The sequence below is a fragment of the Pseudovibrio sp. W74 genome (assembly GCF_001623085.1).
Lineage (GTDB): Bacteria > Pseudomonadota > Alphaproteobacteria > Rhizobiales > Stappiaceae > Pseudovibrio.
The window spans coordinates 142,848-163,406 of the sequence record NZ_LMCJ01000017.1 but is presented as its reverse complement, the minus strand read 5'-3'; the positions used below and the strand labels follow the sequence as shown (position 1 = coordinate 163,406).

The 20,559-nt window shown below is 51.4% G+C and carries 18 protein-coding genes; 5 read left to right on the top strand and 13 right to left on the bottom strand.

Annotated features, from left to right (window positions below):
* Window positions 1–63 precede the first annotated feature (63 nt).
* Genes PsW74_RS12075 through PsW74_RS12060 form a run of 4 tightly spaced genes read right to left on the bottom strand, consistent with a single transcriptional unit; the run spans window position 64 to window position 5,587 of the window.
* Entirely contained in the window at window positions 64–2,739 is a 2,676-nt protein-coding gene (locus PsW74_RS12075; protein ID WP_063290484.1) for an arsenate reductase (azurin) large subunit, read from the bottom strand.
* Window positions 2,740–2,749: 10 nt separating this feature from the next.
* The gene (locus PsW74_RS12070) at window positions 2,750–3,346 is read right to left on the bottom strand and encodes an arsenate reductase (azurin) small subunit (RefSeq protein ID WP_193757822.1); all 597 of its coding nucleotides are present in this window, start codon (window positions 3,344–3,346) and stop codon (window positions 2,750–2,752) included.
* Window positions 3,347–3,358: 12 nt separating this feature from the next.
* Window positions 3,359–4,501 carry a cytochrome c peroxidase gene (locus PsW74_RS12065; RefSeq protein WP_063290485.1) on the bottom strand — a complete coding sequence of 381 codons (1,143 nt, stop codon included), beginning with the start codon at window positions 4,499–4,501 and terminating at the stop codon, window positions 3,359–3,361.
* 12 nt (window positions 4,502–4,513) lie between these two features.
* The gene (locus PsW74_RS12060) at window positions 4,514–5,587 is read right to left on the bottom strand and encodes a cytochrome c peroxidase (protein ID WP_063290486.1); all 1,074 of its coding nucleotides are present in this window, start codon (window positions 5,585–5,587) and stop codon (window positions 4,514–4,516) included.
* Window positions 5,588–5,860: 273 nt separating this feature from the next.
* Here PsW74_RS12060 and PsW74_RS12055 point away from each other — a divergent pair, with 273 nt between their 5' ends.
* The gene (locus PsW74_RS12055; RefSeq protein ID WP_208980871.1) at window positions 5,861–6,628 is read left to right on the top strand and encodes a helix-turn-helix domain-containing protein; all 768 of its coding nucleotides are present in this window, start codon (window positions 5,861–5,863) and stop codon (window positions 6,626–6,628) included.
* A gap of 54 nt (window positions 6,629–6,682) precedes the next feature.
* On the opposite strand, the gene PsW74_RS12050 is transcribed toward PsW74_RS12055, so the two are convergent.
* The 3 genes from PsW74_RS12050 to PsW74_RS12040 form a co-directional block, all read right to left on the bottom strand.
* Complete coding sequence (locus PsW74_RS12050; protein WP_063290488.1) at window positions 6,683–7,540, bottom strand: ABC transporter six-transmembrane domain-containing protein; 858 nt, start codon at window positions 7,538–7,540, stop codon at window positions 6,683–6,685.
* A gap of 81 nt (window positions 7,541–7,621) precedes the next feature.
* Entirely contained in the window at window positions 7,622–8,770 is a 1,149-nt protein-coding gene (locus tag PsW74_RS12045; protein WP_063290489.1) for a DNA alkylation repair protein, read from the bottom strand.
* Window positions 8,763–9,095, bottom strand: a complete 333-nt coding sequence (locus tag PsW74_RS12040; RefSeq protein ID WP_063290490.1) for a hypothetical protein — start codon at window positions 9,093–9,095, stop codon at window positions 8,763–8,765. The genes PsW74_RS12045 and PsW74_RS12040 overlap by 8 nt, the downstream gene beginning before the upstream one ends.
* Before the next feature lie 69 nt (window positions 9,096–9,164).
* Between PsW74_RS12040 and PsW74_RS12035 the strand changes: the two genes are divergently transcribed.
* The 3 genes from PsW74_RS12035 (at window position 9,165) to PsW74_RS12025 (ending at window position 13,456) form a co-directional block, all read left to right on the top strand.
* On the top strand, window positions 9,165–9,923 hold the full coding sequence (locus PsW74_RS12035; RefSeq protein ID WP_063290491.1) for a WYL domain-containing protein: 759 nt from the start codon (window positions 9,165–9,167) through the stop codon (window positions 9,921–9,923).
* Window positions 9,924–10,018: 95 nt separating this feature from the next.
* Window positions 10,019–12,241 carry an esterase-like activity of phytase family protein gene (locus PsW74_RS12030; protein WP_063290492.1) on the top strand — a complete coding sequence of 741 codons (2,223 nt, stop codon included), beginning with the start codon at window positions 10,019–10,021 and terminating at the stop codon, window positions 12,239–12,241.
* Window positions 12,242–12,466: 225 nt separating this feature from the next.
* The gene (locus tag PsW74_RS12025; protein ID WP_208987951.1) at window positions 12,467–13,456 is read left to right on the top strand and encodes a hypothetical protein; all 990 of its coding nucleotides are present in this window, start codon (window positions 12,467–12,469) and stop codon (window positions 13,454–13,456) included.
* 71 nt (window positions 13,457–13,527) lie between these two features.
* Here the strand turns inward: PsW74_RS12025 and PsW74_RS12020 are convergent, their stop codons facing one another.
* Together PsW74_RS12020 and PsW74_RS12015 are read right to left on the bottom strand one after the other, a co-directional pair.
* Entirely contained in the window at window positions 13,528–14,385 is an 858-nt protein-coding gene (locus PsW74_RS12020; RefSeq protein WP_063290494.1) for an alpha/beta hydrolase, read from the bottom strand.
* A 193-nt stretch (window positions 14,386–14,578) separates the two neighbouring features.
* Entirely contained in the window at window positions 14,579–15,052 is a 474-nt protein-coding gene (locus PsW74_RS12015; protein ID WP_063290495.1) for an ester cyclase, read from the bottom strand.
* Between the two features lie 109 nt (window positions 15,053–15,161).
* Here PsW74_RS12015 and PsW74_RS12010 point away from each other — a divergent pair, with 109 nt between their 5' ends.
* On the top strand, window positions 15,162–15,521 hold the full coding sequence (locus PsW74_RS12010; RefSeq protein WP_063290496.1) for a helix-turn-helix domain-containing protein: 360 nt from the start codon (window positions 15,162–15,164) through the stop codon (window positions 15,519–15,521).
* Here the strand turns inward: PsW74_RS12010 and PsW74_RS12005 are convergent.
* The 4 genes from PsW74_RS12005 to PsW74_RS11990 form a co-directional block, all read right to left on the bottom strand.
* Complete coding sequence (locus PsW74_RS12005) at window positions 15,518–15,724, bottom strand: hypothetical protein (RefSeq protein ID WP_152986835.1); 207 nt, start codon at window positions 15,722–15,724, stop codon at window positions 15,518–15,520. The two genes, PsW74_RS12010 and PsW74_RS12005, sit on opposite strands and share 4 nt — an antisense overlap.
* A 154-nt stretch (window positions 15,725–15,878) precedes the next feature.
* Complete coding sequence (locus PsW74_RS12000) at window positions 15,879–18,032, bottom strand: 3-hydroxyacyl-CoA dehydrogenase NAD-binding domain-containing protein (RefSeq protein WP_063290497.1); 2,154 nt, start codon at window positions 18,030–18,032, stop codon at window positions 15,879–15,881.
* Window positions 18,033–18,180: 148 nt separating this feature from the next.
* Window positions 18,181–18,567, bottom strand: a complete 387-nt coding sequence (locus PsW74_RS11995) for a hypothetical protein (RefSeq protein ID WP_063290498.1) — start codon at window positions 18,565–18,567, stop codon at window positions 18,181–18,183.
* Between the two features lie 225 nt (window positions 18,568–18,792).
* Window positions 18,793–20,511, bottom strand: a complete 1,719-nt coding sequence (locus PsW74_RS11990) for an ABC transporter substrate-binding protein (RefSeq protein WP_063290499.1) — start codon at window positions 20,509–20,511, stop codon at window positions 18,793–18,795.
* Window positions 20,512–20,559: the final 48 nt, after the last annotated feature.

Here is a 20,559-nt window from a genome sequence, read left to right as displayed (position 1 = left end):
CGCGAGCCCCTTGGCACAAGCGGAAAAAGAACTGGCGGGATAGCCCCGCCAGCTCTTGATTTCTTATGCAATATCGCGACGTGCGAAAGACATAGACCGGAAACTATCCTTATATGGGCTTGTGCCGATCTTTTTGATACGACCAACACCCATCTTGTAGTTGTAGTTACCGCTGATCCAGTCCACCACGCGGCCAGACAGAGCGTTCGCTGGCTGTGCAGTGTGCAGGAAGTCCATGTAAAGCATGCCCTTCTTCAGCGCTGGGGTAACAATAGCTACCGCAGTAATAGCGCCTTCAGTCAGCTCGATATGGCCTTCATCCATCAGTTTGGTAAAGGTGAAGTCATCGCCTTCAATGCCCACTGTGGTGTCTGTCTGAACCGGAATACGGTCAGAGAAGAGCATCACATAGTCACCGTTCTCGATACCGCGCTCTTTCGCATCATCTGGGTGGATTTCAACCCAGTTTTCAGGCCAGCGCTGCACGATGTAAGGACGACGGCGATCATCATAACCAGACTGCCAACGCTCGTTGATACGACCGGAAGTCACCCAAAGCTCATCATCCTTCGGCTTCATCCATGCCCAGTAGTCGGAGAACAGGCTCCATGGGCTCTTCTGGATGTTACACTTACCAGTCTGAGAGTTGAAGTGAGTGAGCTTCTTGTTGTAGCGGTTGGAACCGGTTGGACCAGTCGCTGACAGTTCACGGGTCGTGTCATGCAAGCGCTGGGTACCCTGCAGGGTTCCGTCTTCAAGCATCACAACTGGGCCCTGAATACCGTCAGTACCGAACTCAGCAAACTTCTCGTGAAGAGTCTTGCCTTCCTTCTGAGCAGCAACCTTCAGCATAAAGAAGTCTTTACGGCTGCCACGGGAGAAGCGGGCTGCTTCTTCAAGCACTTCGTTGGAGTCTTTCCAATCGTACCCTTTGAAGCCCATTTTCTTCGCGAGGTTCGCAACAATCCACCAGTCAGGTTTCGCTTCACCCGGTGCATCGTAGAATTTTGGATACAGACGCAGACGACGCTCACCGTTTGCACGGGTAAATGTGTCTTCACCCCAACCAGCAGCTGGGAAGACGATATCTGCGAAACGTGCACCAATTGGATCTACGAGGTAGATATCCTGGTTCACAACAACCATACCACCGCTATCTACACGCTTCTTGAGTGTGTCGATGATGGTCTGCTTGTCGTAAGAGCGCACCTGATTTGGGTTCTGAACGGTCAGTTCCTCAAACTTTGCAGCAAGAGACTGGGAACCACACATGGACTGAATCCAGGTGTTGCCAATCACGTGAGCAAAGCGGGTGTGACCACTCATCAGATACCGGTCGGTATCCATAGCGCGGCGACGACGGCCTGGCAGTTTCTCAGGAGACTTGTTGCGTGGGTAAGACCCACCCTTCAAGCCACCACGCTGGTGACCACCAGCACGGCCAATGACCTGCCCCGGACGACCGCCACAACCCGTGATAATACCAAGAGACGAAATCGCATTGGTGTTACCGGTGTTGTTGGACCAGTAGAAGCCTTTCTCGATCATGATGGAGGTCTTAGGACGGGATCCATCATCACGAGGCTTAGCCATCCACTCAGCAGCCTTGTAGATTTTCTCTACATCGATCTGAGCGGTTTCAGCAGCAGCTGTTGGTTCAAACTCATCCTGAGCCATCAGCCACTTAACGAAGTCGTCGTAGCCCTTGGTCTGGAATTTGCCCCAGGTCGTACGCCACTGCCATGGAGTGTTACGAGTACCCTGACCGAAGCCTGAGGAGCTCTCCCACTTGTTGTTGACCCAATCGCGGATCCATTCAGCGTCCTGCCAACCATTTTCGATGATCACACGAGCAATCGCGTTCACAACGAGAAGGTCAGTACCTGGCTGGATGTCGAGCCACAAACCACCATTCTTCTCCGCATAAGCCACACCAGCAGTACGACGTGGGATCATGAAGATTGTCTTCTGACCGTTCTGGATGGCTGGCATAATCCAGTCAGTGAACAAAATGGTCTTGGACTCGTATGGATCGGTACCGCAGATCATCAGAGTCTCGGCATCTTTCCAGTCCTGATAAGAAGGACCAAAGTTGTCGAAACCAGCATCACGGAAGCCCGGAGTGGACGTCACATCAGATGGAGTGTCGTGGAATGTGAAGTTCGCAGTGCTAACAGAGCGCAGAGCATACTTGGAAATCGCGTAGGTGTTTTCCATGTAGCCGTAGGAGAATGTTTTCACGCAGAAAGCGTTCTCGCCGTGCTTCTTGATAACGTGCTTACCAACTTCCGCAGCAATTTCCAGAGCCAGATCCCAGGTGACCGGCATCAACGTGCCGAACATGCGGATCATAGGTGACTTCAGACGATCGCGAGTTGGGGTCTGAGGGTTGTAAACCTTCTTCGCCAGCGCACCACCACGGATAGAAGAGTTACCATTGATGTTTACATGCTTGGTATCTTTATCCGGAATGATGATCACATGGTGAGGTTCGCCCTTGTGCAGCACAACGTTGTACTGGTTTGGAGCAACCCATGGGCCCAGCGGATCAACTGGGAAGTCGACGCCAAAGGCGTTTTCAGCGGCTTTTTCACCACCTACTTTTCCAGCCTTAACAGGCCAGCGATAGATCTTATAACCACACGCTACGATGCAATAATCACAAGCAGTGGAAAGAACATCAGCATCTACCGGAGGCAGCGGAATGTTTGTTCCAGGAATGTAGTAGGGAGTTGACATGATTTACTCCTCACCCTTTGAGATTGTCGTAGCGGCCATAGATCAGCCCGAACATACCAACAGCGTAAACATCGTCGCCGTCCAGCTCGAGAAGAACCTGAGGCAAGCTCTGGTAAGCCTGGCCGGAGATGAAGATACCGTGACGGGTTAGGTCAAAGGTGGTCAGATGCAATGGGCATGGACCCAGAGCCTTATCACCTTTCTGATAGGTACCCTGCAGCGGACCACCCTGGTGAGTACAGGTATAGTTAAACGCTACAATGTCCTTGTCAGAGCCAATACCGCCACCAGCTTCCTTGCCCAACTTAACAATCATGGACTCGCAATAAGCGCCTTCGTCCGGATAGTTAAAGTCGAGCGGTTCGTCTTCTTTCAGCTCAGAAAGCTTACAAATGAACTTGCGCTCATAAGTGGAGACCATCGCAGGCACCTTCGCAGAGGAAGGACCAGATTTGAGAGCCACCATAACGGTGAAGGTAGAAATACCGGAAGTCAGCAGGAACTGACGGCGTGTCATCACACAACGCTTGCCAGTTTTTGCAATTTCCTCAGGGCCGTTCACGACCTCAATCATCTCAGGAGAGACGGACTTAGGTTGATGTGTCATCTCCATCTCCTCTTAATTCGTTACAGCCGGAAGCGGTTCATACTCAGGAAGATCAGGTGTTTCCATGAGAAGACGCTCGCCAGTGAAGCTTTCTACGAAGGCCACCAGATCAGCTTTCTCTTTGTCGGTCAGACCGAGAGGCTTAATCAGGTCGGTTTTCGTTGCAGCCCAGTCGTTAGTGCCACCGCCCTGGTTGTAGAATTCTACGACGTCTTCCAGAGTTTCCAACATGCCGTTGTGCATGTAAGGAGCGGTGTACTTGGTGTAACGCAGAGAAGGCACACGGAACTTGCCGAGGTCAGCATTCTGCTTGGTCACGAAGTAAAGGCCCGGATCGTCCTTCCACTTGCGGTATTTCTCTTCCGTGGAGCCTTTTGCAAAAAGCTCGAAGCGGAAGGTGATTTGCGCAAGTTCATCGTCTTCCCAACCGTCATAAGCTGGAACGCCGAGATTGTAGTACTTCTGGTTGGAGATCAGAGCACCATCATGACAGGTAGAACAACCAGCCTTACCGGTGAACAGTTCCATACCGCGCTTCTGCTGATCACTCAGAGCATCATCATCACCAAGCATGTACAGATCAAACGGAGTATCACGCTGAACGATTGACCGCTCAAATGCAGCAATCGCCATATAAGCGTCACGCATCAGAGGGTATTCAGTACCGAACACATCGTTGAAGCGCTCACGATACTCAGGAATAAACGCAAGGCGCGCTTCCATCATGTCGTCTTCACCGTTACCGGCAACACCACCACGAGCAGCTGTACGAGCTTCTGCTTCCAAAGACTTGGAAACACCAGTCCAGAACAAGTTACCGTAGTATGCAGTGTTCACGATCGTTGGTGAGTTACGCCAGTGAACTGTACCCGGATAGCCCAGAGAGATCTTGTCAGGGAAATCCCAGCCAAGCTCTGGTAAATGACATGCCGAACATGGCATCGCACCGTTACCGGACAGACGTGGATCGAAGAACAGGAGCTTGCCCAGCTCAACCTTTTCAGGTGTCATTGGGTTATCTGGTGGAGAAGGAGGCTCACCCAAAGGAGCCAGTTCTGCCGGGCGTTTTTCAGCCGCTTGAACACCAGCTGCAACTGCAACAATGGAAACACCAGCAAGTGCAATCACACTAATGGTTTTTTTGAATGTTGTCATTTTAGCAGCCCCCTAGTTCTTCTTGTTTTTCCAGTCTTCGATCAACTCGTAAGAGTAGTCGTCGGCTGTCCAAACATATTCAGGAGTATCGAAGCTGTCGCCAGACAAGGTCTTCAGGAACGCGACCAGATTGGCCTTTTCGCTGTTCTTCAGATTGAGAGGCTTCAGACGTGAGTCTTTGTTGACATCATCACCGCCACCCTGGTTGTAGAATTCTACAACGTCTTCAAGTGTCGCCAACATGCCGTTGTGCATGTAAGGCGCAGTGTATGTCAGCTCACGAAGAGTTGGGGTCAGGAAGGAACGCTTGTTCTCTTCTTTATGATCCCGGATGAATGCACCCTGATCTTCACGCAGGTTCATGTAGTTGTTAACGCCCATGAACTTCGCGTAAGTCACATAGGTGATGTGACGCAGTGGATCAGACCAGATATCAGGGTTGTTAGGAACACCGATATTGTGTGGCTGATCATCTGTGAAGCGGTTGCCGGTGTGACAGGAAGAACACCCTGCTTTGCCCATAAAGAGTTCATAACCGCGTCGTTCAGAAACGGTCAGCTCACCACGGTCAAACGCGGAACCTTGAGATGTAATGGATTTAAGGAATGCTTCTAAAGCACCGCGAGCACCACCGTTAGATGGTTCACCCTTACCCGCAGCTTTAAACATTTCAACGTAAACAGGATCTTGCTTCATGCGTTCCTGCATGATGCGCATATCCATGTTCATGATGTAGGTCTCTGTGATCATACCACGAGAGACATCGTTCAGGTTTGTACCTAAACGGCCATCATGCATCCAGGCTGCCCGGTGTCCGACATTCGCCAGTGTTGGCGTATTACGGAAACCTTCTGTACCTGTATATGCAGTAGAAAGCTTTTCGCCGTCTGTGAACCCCTTAGCTGGATCATGACATGTTGAACAGCTAAGGTTGGTGTCACCAGACAAACGGCTATCATAAAATAAGCGTTTTCCCAGTTCTACAAGAGCAGGTTTCTGCTCTATCTTTGCAACAGGCCCTAAATCTGTTGCGAATGCCGCAGTGCTTGTCATCAAAGCAATCGACATACTGACGAGAAGGCGCATTGTTACCCCCAGTTTGGCTGGGATGATACTAACAAGATTCGTTGTCAGGCAGCATCGATCCCCGAATACGCAGTATTTCTGCATGGAGCTGAACTGTTTTCATTGATTGCAATCAGTAGTTGGATTTAGGAGTTCTAAAGAATGATATTTTTTCACGCTCATCCGGTAACAAAATGTTGAATAAAAGTAATCCTTAGAATATTGATTTATATCAATGTCCTTGACTACAGGGGACTTTACGCCAAATCACGTAATAAGCGGGGAGCTTAACGCATGTCGGGGACAACCCCTCCAAAGATAGCGTCATCACCTGACCATCTTTCGTTTGAATGTGTTCAGGAATCCTGCGGTTTTAAGGGCGAGGAATGCCTCTGTCGCCCGATGCATCATCATTTCGAAAAAGCAGAATTACGTGCCGCCAGAACCATCGAGCTGAACGAAGGTGATCAACTAGCGCCAGAAGACTTTCCGGAACCTGTTGTTTTCGCAGTTCTCAATGGTGTGATCGCTGTTGAGAGCCACTTAAGTGACGGACGCCGCTCCCTACTCACGCTTCGCTTCCCGGGTGAGTATCTGGACATGAACCGTGCAGACCGTCACGCATCTGGTGAAGTGGTCGCACTTGCACCAACTTTAGTGAAGCTGGTTCCACGCAATGTCTTCGAGGAGTTGTTGTTGCTGGACTCCAACCTACGCCGCATCTACTGGCGCCGCGCGACGGATATCATGCACCAACAGTTCGACCATTCCTCTGATCTGGGCAAAAAAACCCCAACAGAGCGCATGGCCTCCTTTATCTTTGAGCTACGCAACCGCATGAGCATTCCACGCTTTGTGGAAGAGTTCACTCTGCCAATCTCCAGGCAATCCATTGCGGATTATCTTGGCCTGCGCGCTGAGACTGTAAGCCGTGTTCTGAAGAGCTTGGAGAAGGAAGGCGCTGTAAAGCTCATCGGCAAGCACAAGATTGCCGTTCTGGACTTCAAAGGCCTGCGCAAAATAGCAAATGGCGCACGTCCGCGCCTGTCAAACCATCGCTGATCTGATCACGCGATTGTAAGGGCTGGTCATCGCGCCAGCTCTTCTTGCCCCAGCTTACTCTTCTTCTACATTATTTATTCGCGTAGTAATCTCATTCAGGCGTGTCAGGCTTTGCATCGTCATAGGCAGCATGATGGCCGCCTCCACGAACTCCCACGAGTAAGCCACGATAGAAAAGATCATGCCTGTACTCATGTCGGGTAGCCCAGCCGCCAGGATCAGATTGATCACAATAAACGCAATCTGAAACAGGAAAATCACGCCATAAACAATGGCCTCCGTGTCAGAAAGACGAACTTCATGCATCCTTAGCGCACGCAGATGTCTCCAGACACCACGCCGACTTCCTCTCTCAAGCACATGTACCTGGTTCTCGGTCTCTGCATTCAGGGCGGAATTGAGTAAATAAAACCGGCTGTTAAACGCGGAGTAAGTAAGCAGCATCAGAACGACGACAGTAAACGCCGACGCTGGCAGCCACAAATGGAAGCCAGCAAGCACCACCAGAGCGACAATAATCTGGATAACAGCTGAAAGTACTTCAGGTACTTCCCCTTCCAGATAGTCCACCAGCTCTCTGCTCATGTTCAGACGCGCTGCTCGTTTCGAAACCGGCTTATTCTGATGCCTCTGATCCAGTTCCGCCCCTAAATGGAGCCGGATTGTGCCATAGGCGCGGGTATCATAAATCCGGCGCGCAACCGCGATCACCGTCAGCCCAACAAGAACACCACCCATTACAATGACATTGTCGAACATCCCTTGAAGCAGGTCATCAATGGCAAATCCGATGAGCAACGGGATCAATGCCATCAAAAAATTCTCTGCAAGAACACCTGCCCATGTAAGACAAATCCGATAAGGAAATGTCTTCACAAGGGTAGAAAGTCCAAGATGTCCTTCTAAACGCATGATGCCCTCAACACACAAACAATAGATTGTCATTTTAGATAATCTATTGTTGCGCGGTGTCAAGACCTGCTCATTCGGCAGTTAAGCAACCACCTCTTCAACACCAACCAATTCAAAGGACCCAATCGGCGTTTCAACTCCGTTCAGCAACACTGCCAGCCGATGTTCTCCCTCATAATATCGACGTGTTGTGATTGGCCGAATACTGTGTTTGCCTGAAACACGCAGCGTCTGCCCAGCGCTCAACTCGCCTCTCCGCCACTTGAACACCTTTGGGGCCTGTGTCCCGTTCGCTTTGCGATGGTAGATGACAAAGTCCAGCATAAACGGAACTGCCTTCTCAGAGGCATTGCTTATCTCCGCAGAAAAGGTCAGTCCTGATCCATAAACCACCCGATCAGTATCCAACACACTGCGCACCACACGCGTATGTTCTGCATCATATCCAAGCACGGCGAGGCTCGGCAGATGGGCCGCCTTCACATTGCTCCGCAACGCATGCCGCACCAACCGCAATCTACGCTCGGTTGGTTGCTCGAGCCAGCGCCCACAAACCTCCGCAGTTAAATCAGGGTGATCCTTGGAAATGTCATTCAGATGATTGGCAACAGACCGGCGCACATACTCAGTCTCATCATCTTTAAGCTTCTCTAACAATGGCAGGCACTTATCAGGAGCCTCAATAAAGCCCTTCAATCGCTGTCCCCATGGCAACCTTGGTCGTGTTCCTTCAGAAACAAGCCGCCGCACATGCGCACATTCATCCTCAGCCCACTCAGCAAGAAGCGTCATTGCCTCCTCTTCATAGCGTTCAATAAACGGACGAATAGCAAACTCAGCTGAAAAGCGACGCGTCATCTCTTTCATAGCAGCCATGGAAAGCTCAAACTTCTCCAGGCCATAAAGCAGCACGTAATCGGAAAATGGCATTGTTACGAAGCCAGAAAGCCCGCTTCCATCATTCTCCCAGACTGGCTCATCCTCCATAGCCAACGGAGCCGAGAGCGTCGCCATCATAATCCGCAGCGCTTCGCTATAATCCTCAGGGAGATAACGGCGCAAGCAACGCGCCAGATGGAGCGAACGCTCTTTCAGCTCCAGTTCACTCAAACCATCCAGCGCTTCAGCTGTGAAACCAGAAGCAAGAAATGAGGGATGAACCCCTGCCAAAGCAGAGGCCATCCGTTCAATAGATGCTTGATTGAAAACCTCTTTAAAAGGCTCAGCCATAAGTACCCACCACACTAAAGAATTCCATTGCACCAGCTTTGCGCGGCTGATGCTCACGGCTCATATCAATCAAAGAAAAATACGCCTGTCCGGCCTCATGTTGACCAGCGGCGGCAAAAGCCTTTTCACTTGCACTGCTATCCGCCCAAACAACAATATCAGCATAAGCACCATCTTCATGCTTCACCAATGAACGGCGAACAAACCCTTTATGCTCATTCAAAAACTCCGCCTGAAACCGCTCAGAAGCAGCAACAAGATCACTTTCACTCTTGCCCTCAGCAAGATGAAAGGGTGCAAACTCAATCACTTGGTTGGTCATCATTATTTTCCTTCAATATTCGGATGACCTGTTTGTATGGACATATATGTCATTTAATGACACATTTCTTTGATGAGCAATGAAACAAGCCGAGCAACCAGAGCGACAGCCCTAAAACGCCTTGATAGGCTTGAGCAGATAGAAGCACTGCTCAAATCTGGTGAGTGTCCCACAACGCATGATCTGGCAAATGAGCTCGGCATTTCCCAAAGAACTTTGTTCCGGGATCTGGAACTGCTCCGCGAGCGTGGCTTGCCCATTGAGGCAGATAAAGGTCGCGGAGGCGGCATCCGCCTTCAATCCCGCTGGGGTGTTGGCCGCCTCAAACTGGAATACAAGGAAACGATCGACCTCCTCATCAGCCTCGCCATCGCAGAAAACATGCGCTCCCCTCTGCTGCTGGCTAACCTCAAACCGATCCGCCGCAAGTTGATTGCGTCCTTCTCTCCAGAGCTCCGCTCCCGTGTCGACACATTGAAGTCCCGCATCTGGATTGGCGAAACGGCTTCTCTTCATGTCTATGGATCTTTTGAAGAATTTGACAGCGAAGCAATAAGCCCTGTCAACGAAGCCTTCTTGATGAGCAAGTGCATCCATATCCAATACAGCGATCAGAACGGCAACCTTTCTCACCGAACCATCGAGCCACACTACCTTTTTCTGAGTTACCCGGTTTGGTACATTATGGCTTGGGATCACCTTCGCAGCGCCGTCCGCACCTTCCGTCTCGACCGCATAAAATCCGCCCAGATGCACGACAAAGGCTTCGCCCTAAAGCCCAAAAAGCCCTTCATAGACGCCATCGACGGCATCGAACCCGCAACGCCTTAGTCATCAAAGCTTCAACAAACATTCATAGGCCTGCCATGCGGTGCCCCTAACCAGAAAGCACTTAACCGCAAAACTATTCTGACAGGGGATTTTTCATGCGCGTTCTTCGCACTTCACTCTTGGGCGGCATTTCCGTTGCTATGTTGGCAGCTGGTTTTTCTACTGCAAATGCATCTGAAGCAAAGTTCTTTAAACGCATCGCGACCATGCCGGTTTACGAAACACTGGCGGAAGGCGTAGACCGCAAATCCGAAACCGTCGCAGAAATCATTGCTGCATCTGAAGACGGAAAAACCCTTGCTTTCACCGATGGCCCTCAGGAAGCAATCGTCTTCCTTGATGCAACCAACCCAACACAGCCAAAGCCAGCAGGGCGCACAGCTCTGGGCGGTGAGCCAACTTCTGTTGCAATCTCAGGCAATTACACATTCGCAGGCGTCAACACTTCTGAGAGTTACATCGCACCTTCTGGCTATGTGGCCGTTATCAACACCACAACAAAACAGATTGTTGCGAAGTGTGATGTCAAAGGTCAACCAGACTCCGTTGCAGTGTCCAAGGACGGCAAGTTCCTTGCGATCGCCATTGAAAATGAGCGCGACGAAGAGCTGAACGATGGTGCTCTGCCGCAGATGCCTGCAGGTTTCCTCACCATCTTCGATCTGGACCAAAACGGCATGCCGAAAAACTGCGATGCCGTGCGTATCGTGGAAATGACAGGCCTTGCAGCTGAAAGCGGAGATGATCCGGAACCAGAGTTTGTTTCCATCAACGGCAACAACCAAGCCGTTGTTACCCTTCAGGAAAACAACCACCTCGCAATCGTTGACCTCGCTTCCGGCAAGATCACCAATCACTTCTCTGCTGGTACCGCGACAGCACAAAACGTACCGGTCAAGAAAGCTCGCGCCTCTGATGCGTCTGGATCAAAGGTAGATATTCCCCGTGAACCGGATGCTGTGGCCTGGATTGATAATAATCGCTTTGTGACGGCAAATGAGGGGGATTACAAAGGCGGGTCTCGTGGGTTCACCATCTGGAACAAAGACGGCACCATCGAGTTTGACAGTGGCAACCAGATGGAACATCTGGGCATGTCACACGGGCATTACCCGGCCAAGCGTGCGCACAAGAAGGGCACTGAGCCAGAGGGTGTAACCGTTGGTAAGTTCGGCGGCGAGACCTTGATTTTCGTGAACTCCGAACGCGGAAACTTCGTAGCAGTGTACCGCGACACCGGCACCGAACCAGAATTCGTTCAGTTCCTGCCAACGCACATTGGTCCGGAAGGCCTGCTGGCAATACCATCCCGCAATCTCTTCATTGTTGCTAACGAGAAGGATAACGTAAAGGACAAAGTCCGCGCCCATGTCGGTCTTTATGAGTTTGGCGCGGCCTCTGCTGAGTACCCGCAGCTGGTCTCTAACATCGACCCGGAAACCAACGCACCAATCGGCTGGGGCGCGATCTCCGGCATGGTCGCAGACAAAACCGATGCCAACAAACTCTATGCCGTCTCAGACAGCTTCTACGACAACGCCCGCATCTTCACGCTGGATGTTTCCAAACAGCCCGTTGAAATCACAGGCCACATGGATCTGACCGGCGGCACCGCCAAGAAGTACGACCTCGAAGGCATTGCCCTGCGCAAAGACGGCGGCTTCTGGCTGGCATCAGAAGGCAACGCGAAGAAGGAAATGGAGCACTTCCTGCTTCAAGCCTCTGCGCATGGCATCATCGAAAAAGAGATCAAACTACCAGAGAGCCTCATCGCACAGGCAAAACGCTTCTCTCTGGAAGGCGTAACTGAGTTTGAGATGAACGGCAAAACTCTCGTGGCCGTTGCTGTACAGCGTGAGTGGAACGACGATCCAAAGGGCATGACCAAGATCGGCATCTACAACCCTGCTGATGAGAGCTGGGGCTTTGTGCACTACCCGCTGGATGCACCACGTAGCGCAGCCGGTGGCTGGGTCGGTCTTTCCGAAATCACATCTCTTGGCAACGGCAAGTTCGCAGTCGTAGAGCGTGACAACAAAGGCGGCAAGGAAGCAGCCATCAAGCAGGTTACTGTGATCTCTCTGGAAGGTGTCACCCCTGCCCCGCATGGCGTTGAGCTGCCAGTGCTGACCAAGAAGGTTACTCTCGATCTTCTCCCAGCCATGTCCGCAACCAACGGCTGGACACCGGACAAGGTTGAAGGTCTGGCAATCACCAAAGATGGTCGCATCCTCATCTCCACCGACAATGATGGCGTGGACGATGCAAACGGCGAAACCCTCTTCTTCTCCATGGGTGATGCAACTCAGCTGAACTAGCCGATTGAAATTTAAGAGACAACAAAGCCCGGTCGAGCAATCTGCCGGGCTTTGTGCTGTCTCAAGGCAACAACGCAAAGCCGACGAACCTACTCAGAGCCAGTAGATATTACTACCTACAAACAATCTATGCGTGCTGTATCAAACAATACAGCCATCAACCAAACTAAATCACAACAATACAACCACCAATTACTATTGATTCTCAATAAACACGGTGGCCTCATGCCCATATCTAATGTAAATACAACACAAACAACTATTCAAATTGAAAACAACGCAAGCCTCGCGCAAGTTAATACTAAAAGCACACAATCCTCAAGCTTGAATGATTCCGCCTTAGAGGCAGAACCGGAACACAAAACAGGCTTCTACTACGCACCCTTCGCATCTGAGGATGTCTTACTTTTCGCAGCAGGCACCAATCAAGCCCGCAACACGGCTGGTAAGGAACCACGCCATATTATCGTGGCAAATGATGCTGCTAAAACCAAACTGGAAACGCTCAAGCAGCAGCTGGTAGAAAAGAACCAGGCTCAGGCCAGTGACATTCGCGAAAAGGCAAATGCAGTCATCTCGGAGCTGAACCTTGAGGGATTTGAGCTTCTGGATTTTGTATCATCAGATGCCTACACAGACATGCTGAAGCTGGCACAAAACTATTCCTTTGAAGCAGATGTTCTGCAGCAGGCAAACATTATCAGCAATGAGAAAACCGGCATTCTGGGCACGCTGAAAAACGGTGAGAACAAAATCTACGTACTCGGCCACGGCGCTAACGGCTCTAACGAAATCTCCAGCAAACGAAGCGCCAGTGAGGAAGGCTATGAAACAGTTTCCTCAAAAGGGCTGGCTGAGCAACTCTCAAAAGGCGGTCTGGATAAATCTTTCATCGATATACGCGTCGAAAGCTGTTACAGCGCAGATGCAACCGCACCAGAGTCATTTGACCCGGAAGAACTGAAACTTTCCTCCGAACCTGGCTTCATAGATGCACCAGAGGATCCAGAACTCGACGGGACCAAAGTTTTCCCTTTTGCGCAGTCCTTAGCGAATGAACTCAAGAGTGCTGGCTTTGAAAGCCCGGAAGTTGCCGGTTATCACGGCGCGGGAAAAGCCTACTCAGAAGATGCCCATAGATACCAGACACTCCACACAGACGATGCACCAGTGGCCAGAAGCTCTGATGTGCGGCAGATATTTATTCCGGTCTGAACCTACAGCTTTACAGAAGCGATCAGCCTAAGTGCATAAAGCCCAGCAGAACTCTTGGCCGGGCTTATTGCTTAGCCTTTACATTTTACCAGCCTGCTCAGGATAGCATCAGCTTGAGTCCAGAGGATCGCACTCCCCTCCGCTGCAATCTGATGGAGCTCAGAGCAGCTCAGGCGCGTGGCAAGGGTGCTGCCAAAATCAGGCGAATGCACCGGGCTCGTATCCTTGAGGCCATACCATAACTGCACGTCCTGCTTGATGTTCTCAACGTTGAATGACCAGCGCCCCATCGCAAGTCGCGTATCACGGGCATAGCCGGCTGCTCCCTGAGCGAAGCCCGAGGCCAGCGCATCACGATAAAGAGGAGCAAACGATGCTGAGGCATAAAACGCGCGGTCCTCTTCCCCGCTCATCCCCTCAATCATCTGCCACAACCATTCTGCTGTCGCCATGCCTGCAATGTCAGCCTCAAGGCGGTCCGGATCATCGCAAGCCAAAGAAACCATACCCTTCAACTCATCAGGAAGCTTGGCAAACATACCGGGGGAAGCCAGCTCATCCTGACCGGACACAATCGCAACCCCATCAACAAGACCAGAAGCTGCCAGTGCCAATGCAAAGGGCGCCCCCTGCGAAAAGCCAATCGCAAACGCCTGATCGGCCTTCACAAAATCAAGTAGTTCTTTGATATCCTCTGCCCAGCTTTCAAAGTTTTTCTCAGGATCTGCACCGGACTTACCCAATCCCGGACGATCAACTGAGAGAACACGCAGACCCAGATCCTTTGCGGTTTGCTCTCCAAACGGAATAGCAGAGGCCATTCCTGCACCCTGACACACAATCACGGGTAGCCCCTCAGCATCACCCCATTCACTCCATGCAAGGGCGCGGTCACCGGGCAGAATTATTGTTCCTTCTTGCAGCTTCACAAACGTATTCCTCAATGCAAATTCAAAAGCTAAATCAACAATCTAATAAGGCAGACGATCTCTCACTGCCCTTAAAGCTGCACCTAACAAAACGGGTAATCACTGCAAGATCAAGCCAGCAAACAGACTTTTTCCCAGCCGCTTAGACGCCTCCTTAAAAAGAAAGCCCGGGGGATTTCCCGGGCCTTGTCGCTTAGTTCTTCGTAGCAAGCTGGGCGCTCAGCGAACTAAGTTCCTCAATATGCCAGAACTCGTGGATCTTGCCGTTCTCAACGCGATAAACCTCAAAACCGGCAATATCAAAGGCATTCCCATTAGCTTCAGCACCAAACAGCCCATCAGTGTTGGTGCCTTTGTAACGCCAGTAGATCAGAACTTTATCATCACCGATTGGCTCAACCATACCAAGCTCATGGCGGGAGTCCGGTGCGCCTGCTGCCAGGGCTGTATAGGTCCCCACTGCAAACTGCTTGGCGTTTTGTCCCTCACGACCATTATGGTCCACCATGTCATCGGCATAAAAAGCTGCTAGTTTATCCGCATCAAACGGGCGGCTGTCCGCAACCTCATAGAATTTGCTCAGAAGATCAGTCGCTTCAGTGGCACCAGCAACTGCGGTTGAAAGGGCAAGAGCTGCAGCAGCTACAGCAAGCTTCACTTTGTTCATCGGTGTGTTTCCCTTGTTTTCATTAGGCAAACCCCATATGAAAGCAAAGAAGCAGAACGTCTAGTACGCACTATTTTAGCAGCTAGTATATAAAAGGGTACTGCCCACCATGAGTGATGACAGCAAAGACACAGCCAGCAGAGCATTCATCGGCTATGAAACCTGCCCTGTGCGCCGTACCCTGACTGTTTTGAGCGGTAAATGGAAGCCATTGATAATATACGAGCTTCTGCCTGCACCCTGCCGTTTCAACGAGCTGAAACGCAGACTGCCCGGTGTTTCTCAACGCTTATTGACAGCACAACTCCGCTCTCTGGAAGAGGATGGAATTGTCGACCGTAAAGTTATGGAAGTTGTACCGCCGCATGTGGAATACTCCCTTTCAGAAAAGGGCAGATCCCTGCAGCCGGTCCTTCAGGCAATGGAAACCTGGGGGGAGAACGAGGTCAAAAACTTCCCGATCTCTTAATCCTTGCGCTCATAGTGATAAGTGATCTTGGGCTTGTTCTTGCCGAACAAGATCTTCAGGATCACAATGGGGATAGTGATGGCAATAACGGCCAGCATCAGGCCAGAGGCAAATCCGATAATGAGGAGGATAAATGCCAGTAAAGCCATCGCGAACAAAATCGCAATCACCCGCCCGGTTATATATTCCAGAAAATTCAGCATCACCATCTCCAACGGGCATATCTTCCAAAACCGGCGCCGGTTTTCGGTTCAGGATACGCAAATAAACATCCAAAACAGCACCGTTGCTATGTGCGCTGTTTTAGAGCTACCCAAAGGGTACACCACTAGAAGATGGCGATGCAACTGAAGAGAATCAAGCGTTCTCGTGCTTTTTCGCTGCCGGGTTATTCCCCCGCTCAGCATTCAGGTCAGCAAATGTTTTGCCAGAGGCAACCAGCTCCTCAAGCAGCTTCGCAGGCTGCCAGAAGTAAGCATCTTCCTGCGCATACACCTTGATATTATTGAGAATTTTCTCAAGCCCAATCTCATCCGCATACTGCATCGGGCCACCACGCCAACGCGGGAAGCCATAGCCGTAGATCAGCGTCATATCCACGTCCAGCGGCCGCAAGGCAATGCCTTCCTCAACCACCTTTGCAGCCTCATTCACCATGGCTGCCATGTACCGATCAAGGATCTGCTCTTTTGAAAGGTTTTGTGCGTTGATATGTTTTTCTTTGCGTTCCTCTGTCAAAATCTCGAGAACAGCCGGGTTTGGCGTGCCTTTCCGCGCACCTTCCTCATAAACGTAGTAGCCCTTGCTGGTTTTCTGCCCAAACCAGCCTTGCTCACACATGCGGTCTGCAAATGTGAAATAACGTTCACGTGGATCACGGGTTGGCGCCTTCCGCTTGCGGGTCGCCCAGCCAATATCCAGACCAGCCAGATCAGCCACCGCATACGGCCCCATCGGGAAGCCGAATTCCAGCATCACCTCATCCACCTCAAACGGCGATGATCCGTCCACCACAACTGCATCAGCAGCTGCACGATAAGTCGCCAGAATGCGGTTGCCGATGAAGCCATCACAAACGCCAGCCCGAACAGCGACCTTGCGCATGATCTTGCCAAGCTGGAAACCAGTCGCAATCACATCTGGAGCGGTCTTGTCCGCAACCACCACTTCCAGCAGTTTCATGATGTGGGCCGGAGAGAAGAAATGCAGCCCAATCACATCCTGCGGACGCTTGGTCACTGCAGCAATGGCGTTCACATCCAGATAAGACGTGTTGGTCGCCAGAACAGCACCGTCCTTACAAACCTCATCCAGCTTCTGGAACACCTGTTTCTTCACAGTGATGTCTTCAAACACCGCCTCAACAACCAGATCCACGTCAGAGAGCGAGGCATAGTCCGTGCTCAAAGATAAGGCTTCAGCAAAGATCCGCTGTTCCTGCTCTGCTGAAAGCTTGCCCTTCTTAACAGCACCACCAGTATTCTTGGCAATCGTCGCTTTCGCGCGGCCTAGAGCTTCATCATCCCGCTCAATCAGGGTAACAGAAAGCCCATTCATCAGAGCACCAGTCGCTATGCCAGCGCCCATAGTACCACCGCCGATCACGCCGATAGATTTCAACTCCCGTGGAGCAATGCCTTCAATTTCAGGAAGCTTTCCGAGAGCGCGATCCGCAAAGAACGCATGTGATAAAGCACGGTGCTGAGCCGAGTCCTTCAGCTCCATAAACATCTCACGCTCTTTCGCCATGCTATCTGCAAAACTGGTCTGGCTGGCAACCTCAATGGCTTCAACACACACCACCGGTGATTTCTGACCACGGGCCCGCTTGGCAACCACAACCTTGGCATCCGCAAACACCTGTGGATCAACAGCAGGCGCAACCAGTTCAGAGCAACGTCGCAAAGGCGTTCCGTTGTCGATCACAGACCGCGCGAACGCGAGGCCTGCTGCAACCACATCAGCATCTTCGCTCACCTCATCCAGAATGCCAGCTGCTTTGGCAGCATCAGCACCAAGCTGCGCACCACTCGGGATCATCTCCAGCGCTTTCTCGTAGCCCGCCAAACGCGGCAAGCGCTGTGTGCCACCAGCGCCCGGAATGATACCCAGATGCACCTCTGGCAAACCGACCTTCGCGCCCTTCACAGCAACGCGGAAATGGCAACCCAGCGCAACCTCAAGCCCGCCGCCCAGCGCAACGCCATGAATGGCAGCAATCACAGGCTTGGAACACGCTTCAATCTGGTCAATTACATCAGGAAGATGCGGCTCAGTGGCCGGACGCTTAAACTCACGAATGTCAGCCCCCGCAATGAACACCTTGCCAGCGCCAACAATCACCGCAGCCTTCGCTGCATCATCTTCTTCAAACTGCTTGATACGCTTAACCAGATCCTGCCGGATCGCCAGAGACAACGCATTCACCGGCGCATTGCTCACGGTCATAACCGCAACATCACCGCGCAATTCATAGGAAACCTGACCTGATGACTTAAATGAAGAAGACACTCGAAACTCCCTGAGGCAAAGCGCACTCCCGCGCCGCACTATCACTCGCAATTCCACATAGTTTAGCAGGGCACGGCAGGAATTCCAGTTGTAAAATACAATTCTAATATGCGGAATTGTAAGAGAGAGGCTTGGTTACCCTCACCACCTACAACGGCTCGTCCAACCCATTCGGCAAGGAGATCCAAAGCACAGTCTGAGCCTCAGCTGAATGCCGCGAAAGGTGACCCTTGCCATGCGTATCCTCAATAAGCACAAACTCCCCAGCCCCGACGGTTCGAACTTCCCCGTCACTGGTTTCATACTCAACGGACCCATCAAGTCTCACGGTCAAAACCCGATCAGGCACATTATGCCATTCCACCTGTCTCATACCTGCTGGAATGTGAGAGAAACGGACGCGCGAAGCCGGATAACTGGCACTCACATCAAACGGAGTTGCATCAGGATGCACCGACACTTTCTCGGTCGGTATCTCAACCTCACCAAAATGCGACTCCCCATCCGGCGTTGTGTAAATCCTTAGACACTTCACAGCAGCAGCCCCTTCAATCTGACCAAGACATCGCAAAATCTACCTACCATGCCACAACCAGAAGACGAAACAACCACCTTGGTTGCAGCTGCACTTCCCAACTCAGCACAACACCCAAAAACAAAAAACCCGGCGCCTCACGACACCGGGTTTCTCGTTTAGTCTTGGAAGCGCATCATCGAGAACGACCTCTGTTTCCGATGATGGACACCTTTGAAGCAGTGCTTACTTGGAAGCGTCTGCCCAGCTCTTGATCAGCTCGTCGTAGTCAACGGTGACCGGAGTTGGTTTTTCGTTAGCCAGTTTGGCTTTCGGTGCGCCTGGCTGGTTCAGCCAGAAATCGCGATCCTTAACTTCGTTGAGCTTAGGACCACACTCGCCCTGAACACCAGCACGCTCAAGACGCTTCAGAACTTTGTCCTGAGCAGCTGCAAGAGCAGTCATAGCTTCCTGAGGAGTTTTCGCGCCCGAGGATGCATCACCAATGTTCTGCCACCACAGCTGAGCCAGCTTTGGATAGTCAGGAACGTTGGTACCGGTTGGGGTCCACTGTACACGGGCTGGGGAACGGTAGAATTCTACCAGACCACCCAGATTAGGTGCACGCTCAGTGAAGGACGCATCACGAACGTCACTGTCACGCACGAAGGTCAGACCAACGTGAGACTTCTTCAAAGAAGTTGTCTTTGCAACGGTGAACTGAGCGTAGAGCCATGCAGCTTTTGCGCGATCTTCCGGGGTAGACTTCATCAGAGTCCAGGAACCAGCATCCTGATAACCCAGCTTCATGCCTTCTTCCCAGTAAGCACCCTTCGGAGAAGGAGCCATACGCCACTTAGGAGTGCCGTCTGCATTCACAACTGGAATACCCTCTTTCACCATGTCTGCGGTGAACGCGGTATACCAGAAGATCTGCTGAGCAACAGAACCCTGTGCCGGAACCGGACCAGCTTCAGAGAACACCATGCCTGGCGCTTCAGCCGGAGCGTACTTCTTCAGCCACTCGATGTACTTGGTGATGGAGTAAACCGCTGCAGGACCATCGGTAGCACCGCCGCGCTCAACGGAAGAACCAGCTGGGGAACAACCGTTTACGCGAATGCCCCACTCATCAACTGGCAAACCGTTTGGAATACCCTTGTCACCAGCACCTGCCATGGAGAGCCATGCATCGGTAAAGCGCCAACCCAGGGATGGATCTTTCTTACCGTAGTCCATGTGACCATAGACTTTTTCGCCGTTGATTTCTTTCACGTCGTTGGTGAAGAATTCAGCGATGTCCTCATAAGCAGACCAGTTAACCGGAACACCCAGCTCATAGCCGTATTTCGCTTTAAACTGAGCTTTGATGTCTGGGTTTGTGAACCAGTCATAGCGGAACCAGTAAAGGTTCGCGAACTGCTGTGTTGGAAGCTGATACAACTTGCCATCAGGGCCAGTTGTGAATGAGCGACCGATGAAGTCTTCAACATCCAAAGTTGGCAACGTGACCGCTTTACCAGTACCAGCCATCCAGTCAGTCAGGTTACGAACCTGCTTGTAGCGAGCGTGCGTACCGATCAGGTCGGAATCGTTGACGTAAGCATCATAGATGTTCTCGCCAGACTGCATCTGGGTCTGAAGCTTCTCAACAACATCACCTTCACCGATCAGGTCGTGAGTAACTTTAATGCCGGTGATTTCGGTAAATGCTTTTGCAAGAACCTTCGCTTCGTATTCGTGGGTCGCAATGGTTTCGGAAACCACTTTGATTTCCATACCTTTGAAAGGCTCAGCTGCTTTGATGAACCAGTCCATTTCCTTCATCTGCTCTTCCTGAGAAAGAGTAGAAGGCTGGAATTCGTCGCTCACCCACTTCTTCGCGGCTTCCATGTCTGCAAAAGCAGAGCTGGATGCGCAAATCATGGCTGCAAAGCCAACGGACGCTAAAAGCTGACGTCTCATATATATTCCTCCCGATTATAATTGATTGCACTGAAAGTTCCCCTAAAC

Excerpts from the sequence above, each read along its gene's own strand:
- PsW74_RS12075 (WP_063290484.1), bottom strand. The coding sequence starts at position 2,739 with ATGTCAACTCCCTACTACATTCCTGGAACAAACATTCCGCTGCCTCCG.
- PsW74_RS12070 (WP_193757822.1), bottom strand. The coding sequence starts at position 3,346 with ATGACACATCAACCTAAGTCCGTCTCTCCTGAGATGATTGAGGTCGTG.
- PsW74_RS12065 (WP_063290485.1), bottom strand. The coding sequence starts at position 4,501 with ATGACAACATTCAAAAAAACCATTAGTGTGATTGCACTTGCTGGTGTT.
- PsW74_RS12060 (WP_063290486.1), bottom strand. The coding sequence starts at position 5,587 with ATGCGCCTTCTCGTCAGTATGTCGATTGCTTTGATGACAAGCACTGCG.
- PsW74_RS12055 (WP_208980871.1), top strand. The coding sequence starts at position 5,861 with ATGTCGGGGACAACCCCTCCAAAGATAGCGTCATCACCTGACCATCTT.
- PsW74_RS12050 (WP_063290488.1), bottom strand. The coding sequence starts at position 7,540 with ATGCGTTTAGAAGGACATCTTGGACTTTCTACCCTTGTGAAGACATTT.
- PsW74_RS12045 (WP_063290489.1), bottom strand. The coding sequence starts at position 8,770 with ATGGCTGAGCCTTTTAAAGAGGTTTTCAATCAAGCATCTATTGAACGG.
- PsW74_RS12040 (WP_063290490.1), bottom strand. The coding sequence starts at position 9,095 with ATGATGACCAACCAAGTGATTGAGTTTGCACCCTTTCATCTTGCTGAG.
- PsW74_RS12035 (WP_063290491.1), top strand. The coding sequence starts at position 9,165 with ATGAGCAATGAAACAAGCCGAGCAACCAGAGCGACAGCCCTAAAACGC.
- PsW74_RS12030 (WP_063290492.1), top strand. The coding sequence starts at position 10,019 with ATGCGCGTTCTTCGCACTTCACTCTTGGGCGGCATTTCCGTTGCTATG.
- PsW74_RS12025 (WP_208987951.1), top strand. The coding sequence starts at position 12,467 with ATGCCCATATCTAATGTAAATACAACACAAACAACTATTCAAATTGAA.
- PsW74_RS12015 (WP_063290495.1), bottom strand. The coding sequence starts at position 15,052 with ATGAACAAAGTGAAGCTTGCTGTAGCTGCTGCAGCTCTTGCCCTTTCA.
- PsW74_RS12010 (WP_063290496.1), top strand. The coding sequence starts at position 15,162 with ATGAGTGATGACAGCAAAGACACAGCCAGCAGAGCATTCATCGGCTAT.
- PsW74_RS12005 (WP_152986835.1), bottom strand. The coding sequence starts at position 15,724 with ATGCTGAATTTTCTGGAATATATAACCGGGCGGGTGATTGCGATTTTG.
- PsW74_RS11990 (WP_063290499.1), bottom strand. The coding sequence starts at position 20,511 with ATGAGACGTCAGCTTTTAGCGTCCGTTGGCTTTGCAGCCATGATTTGC.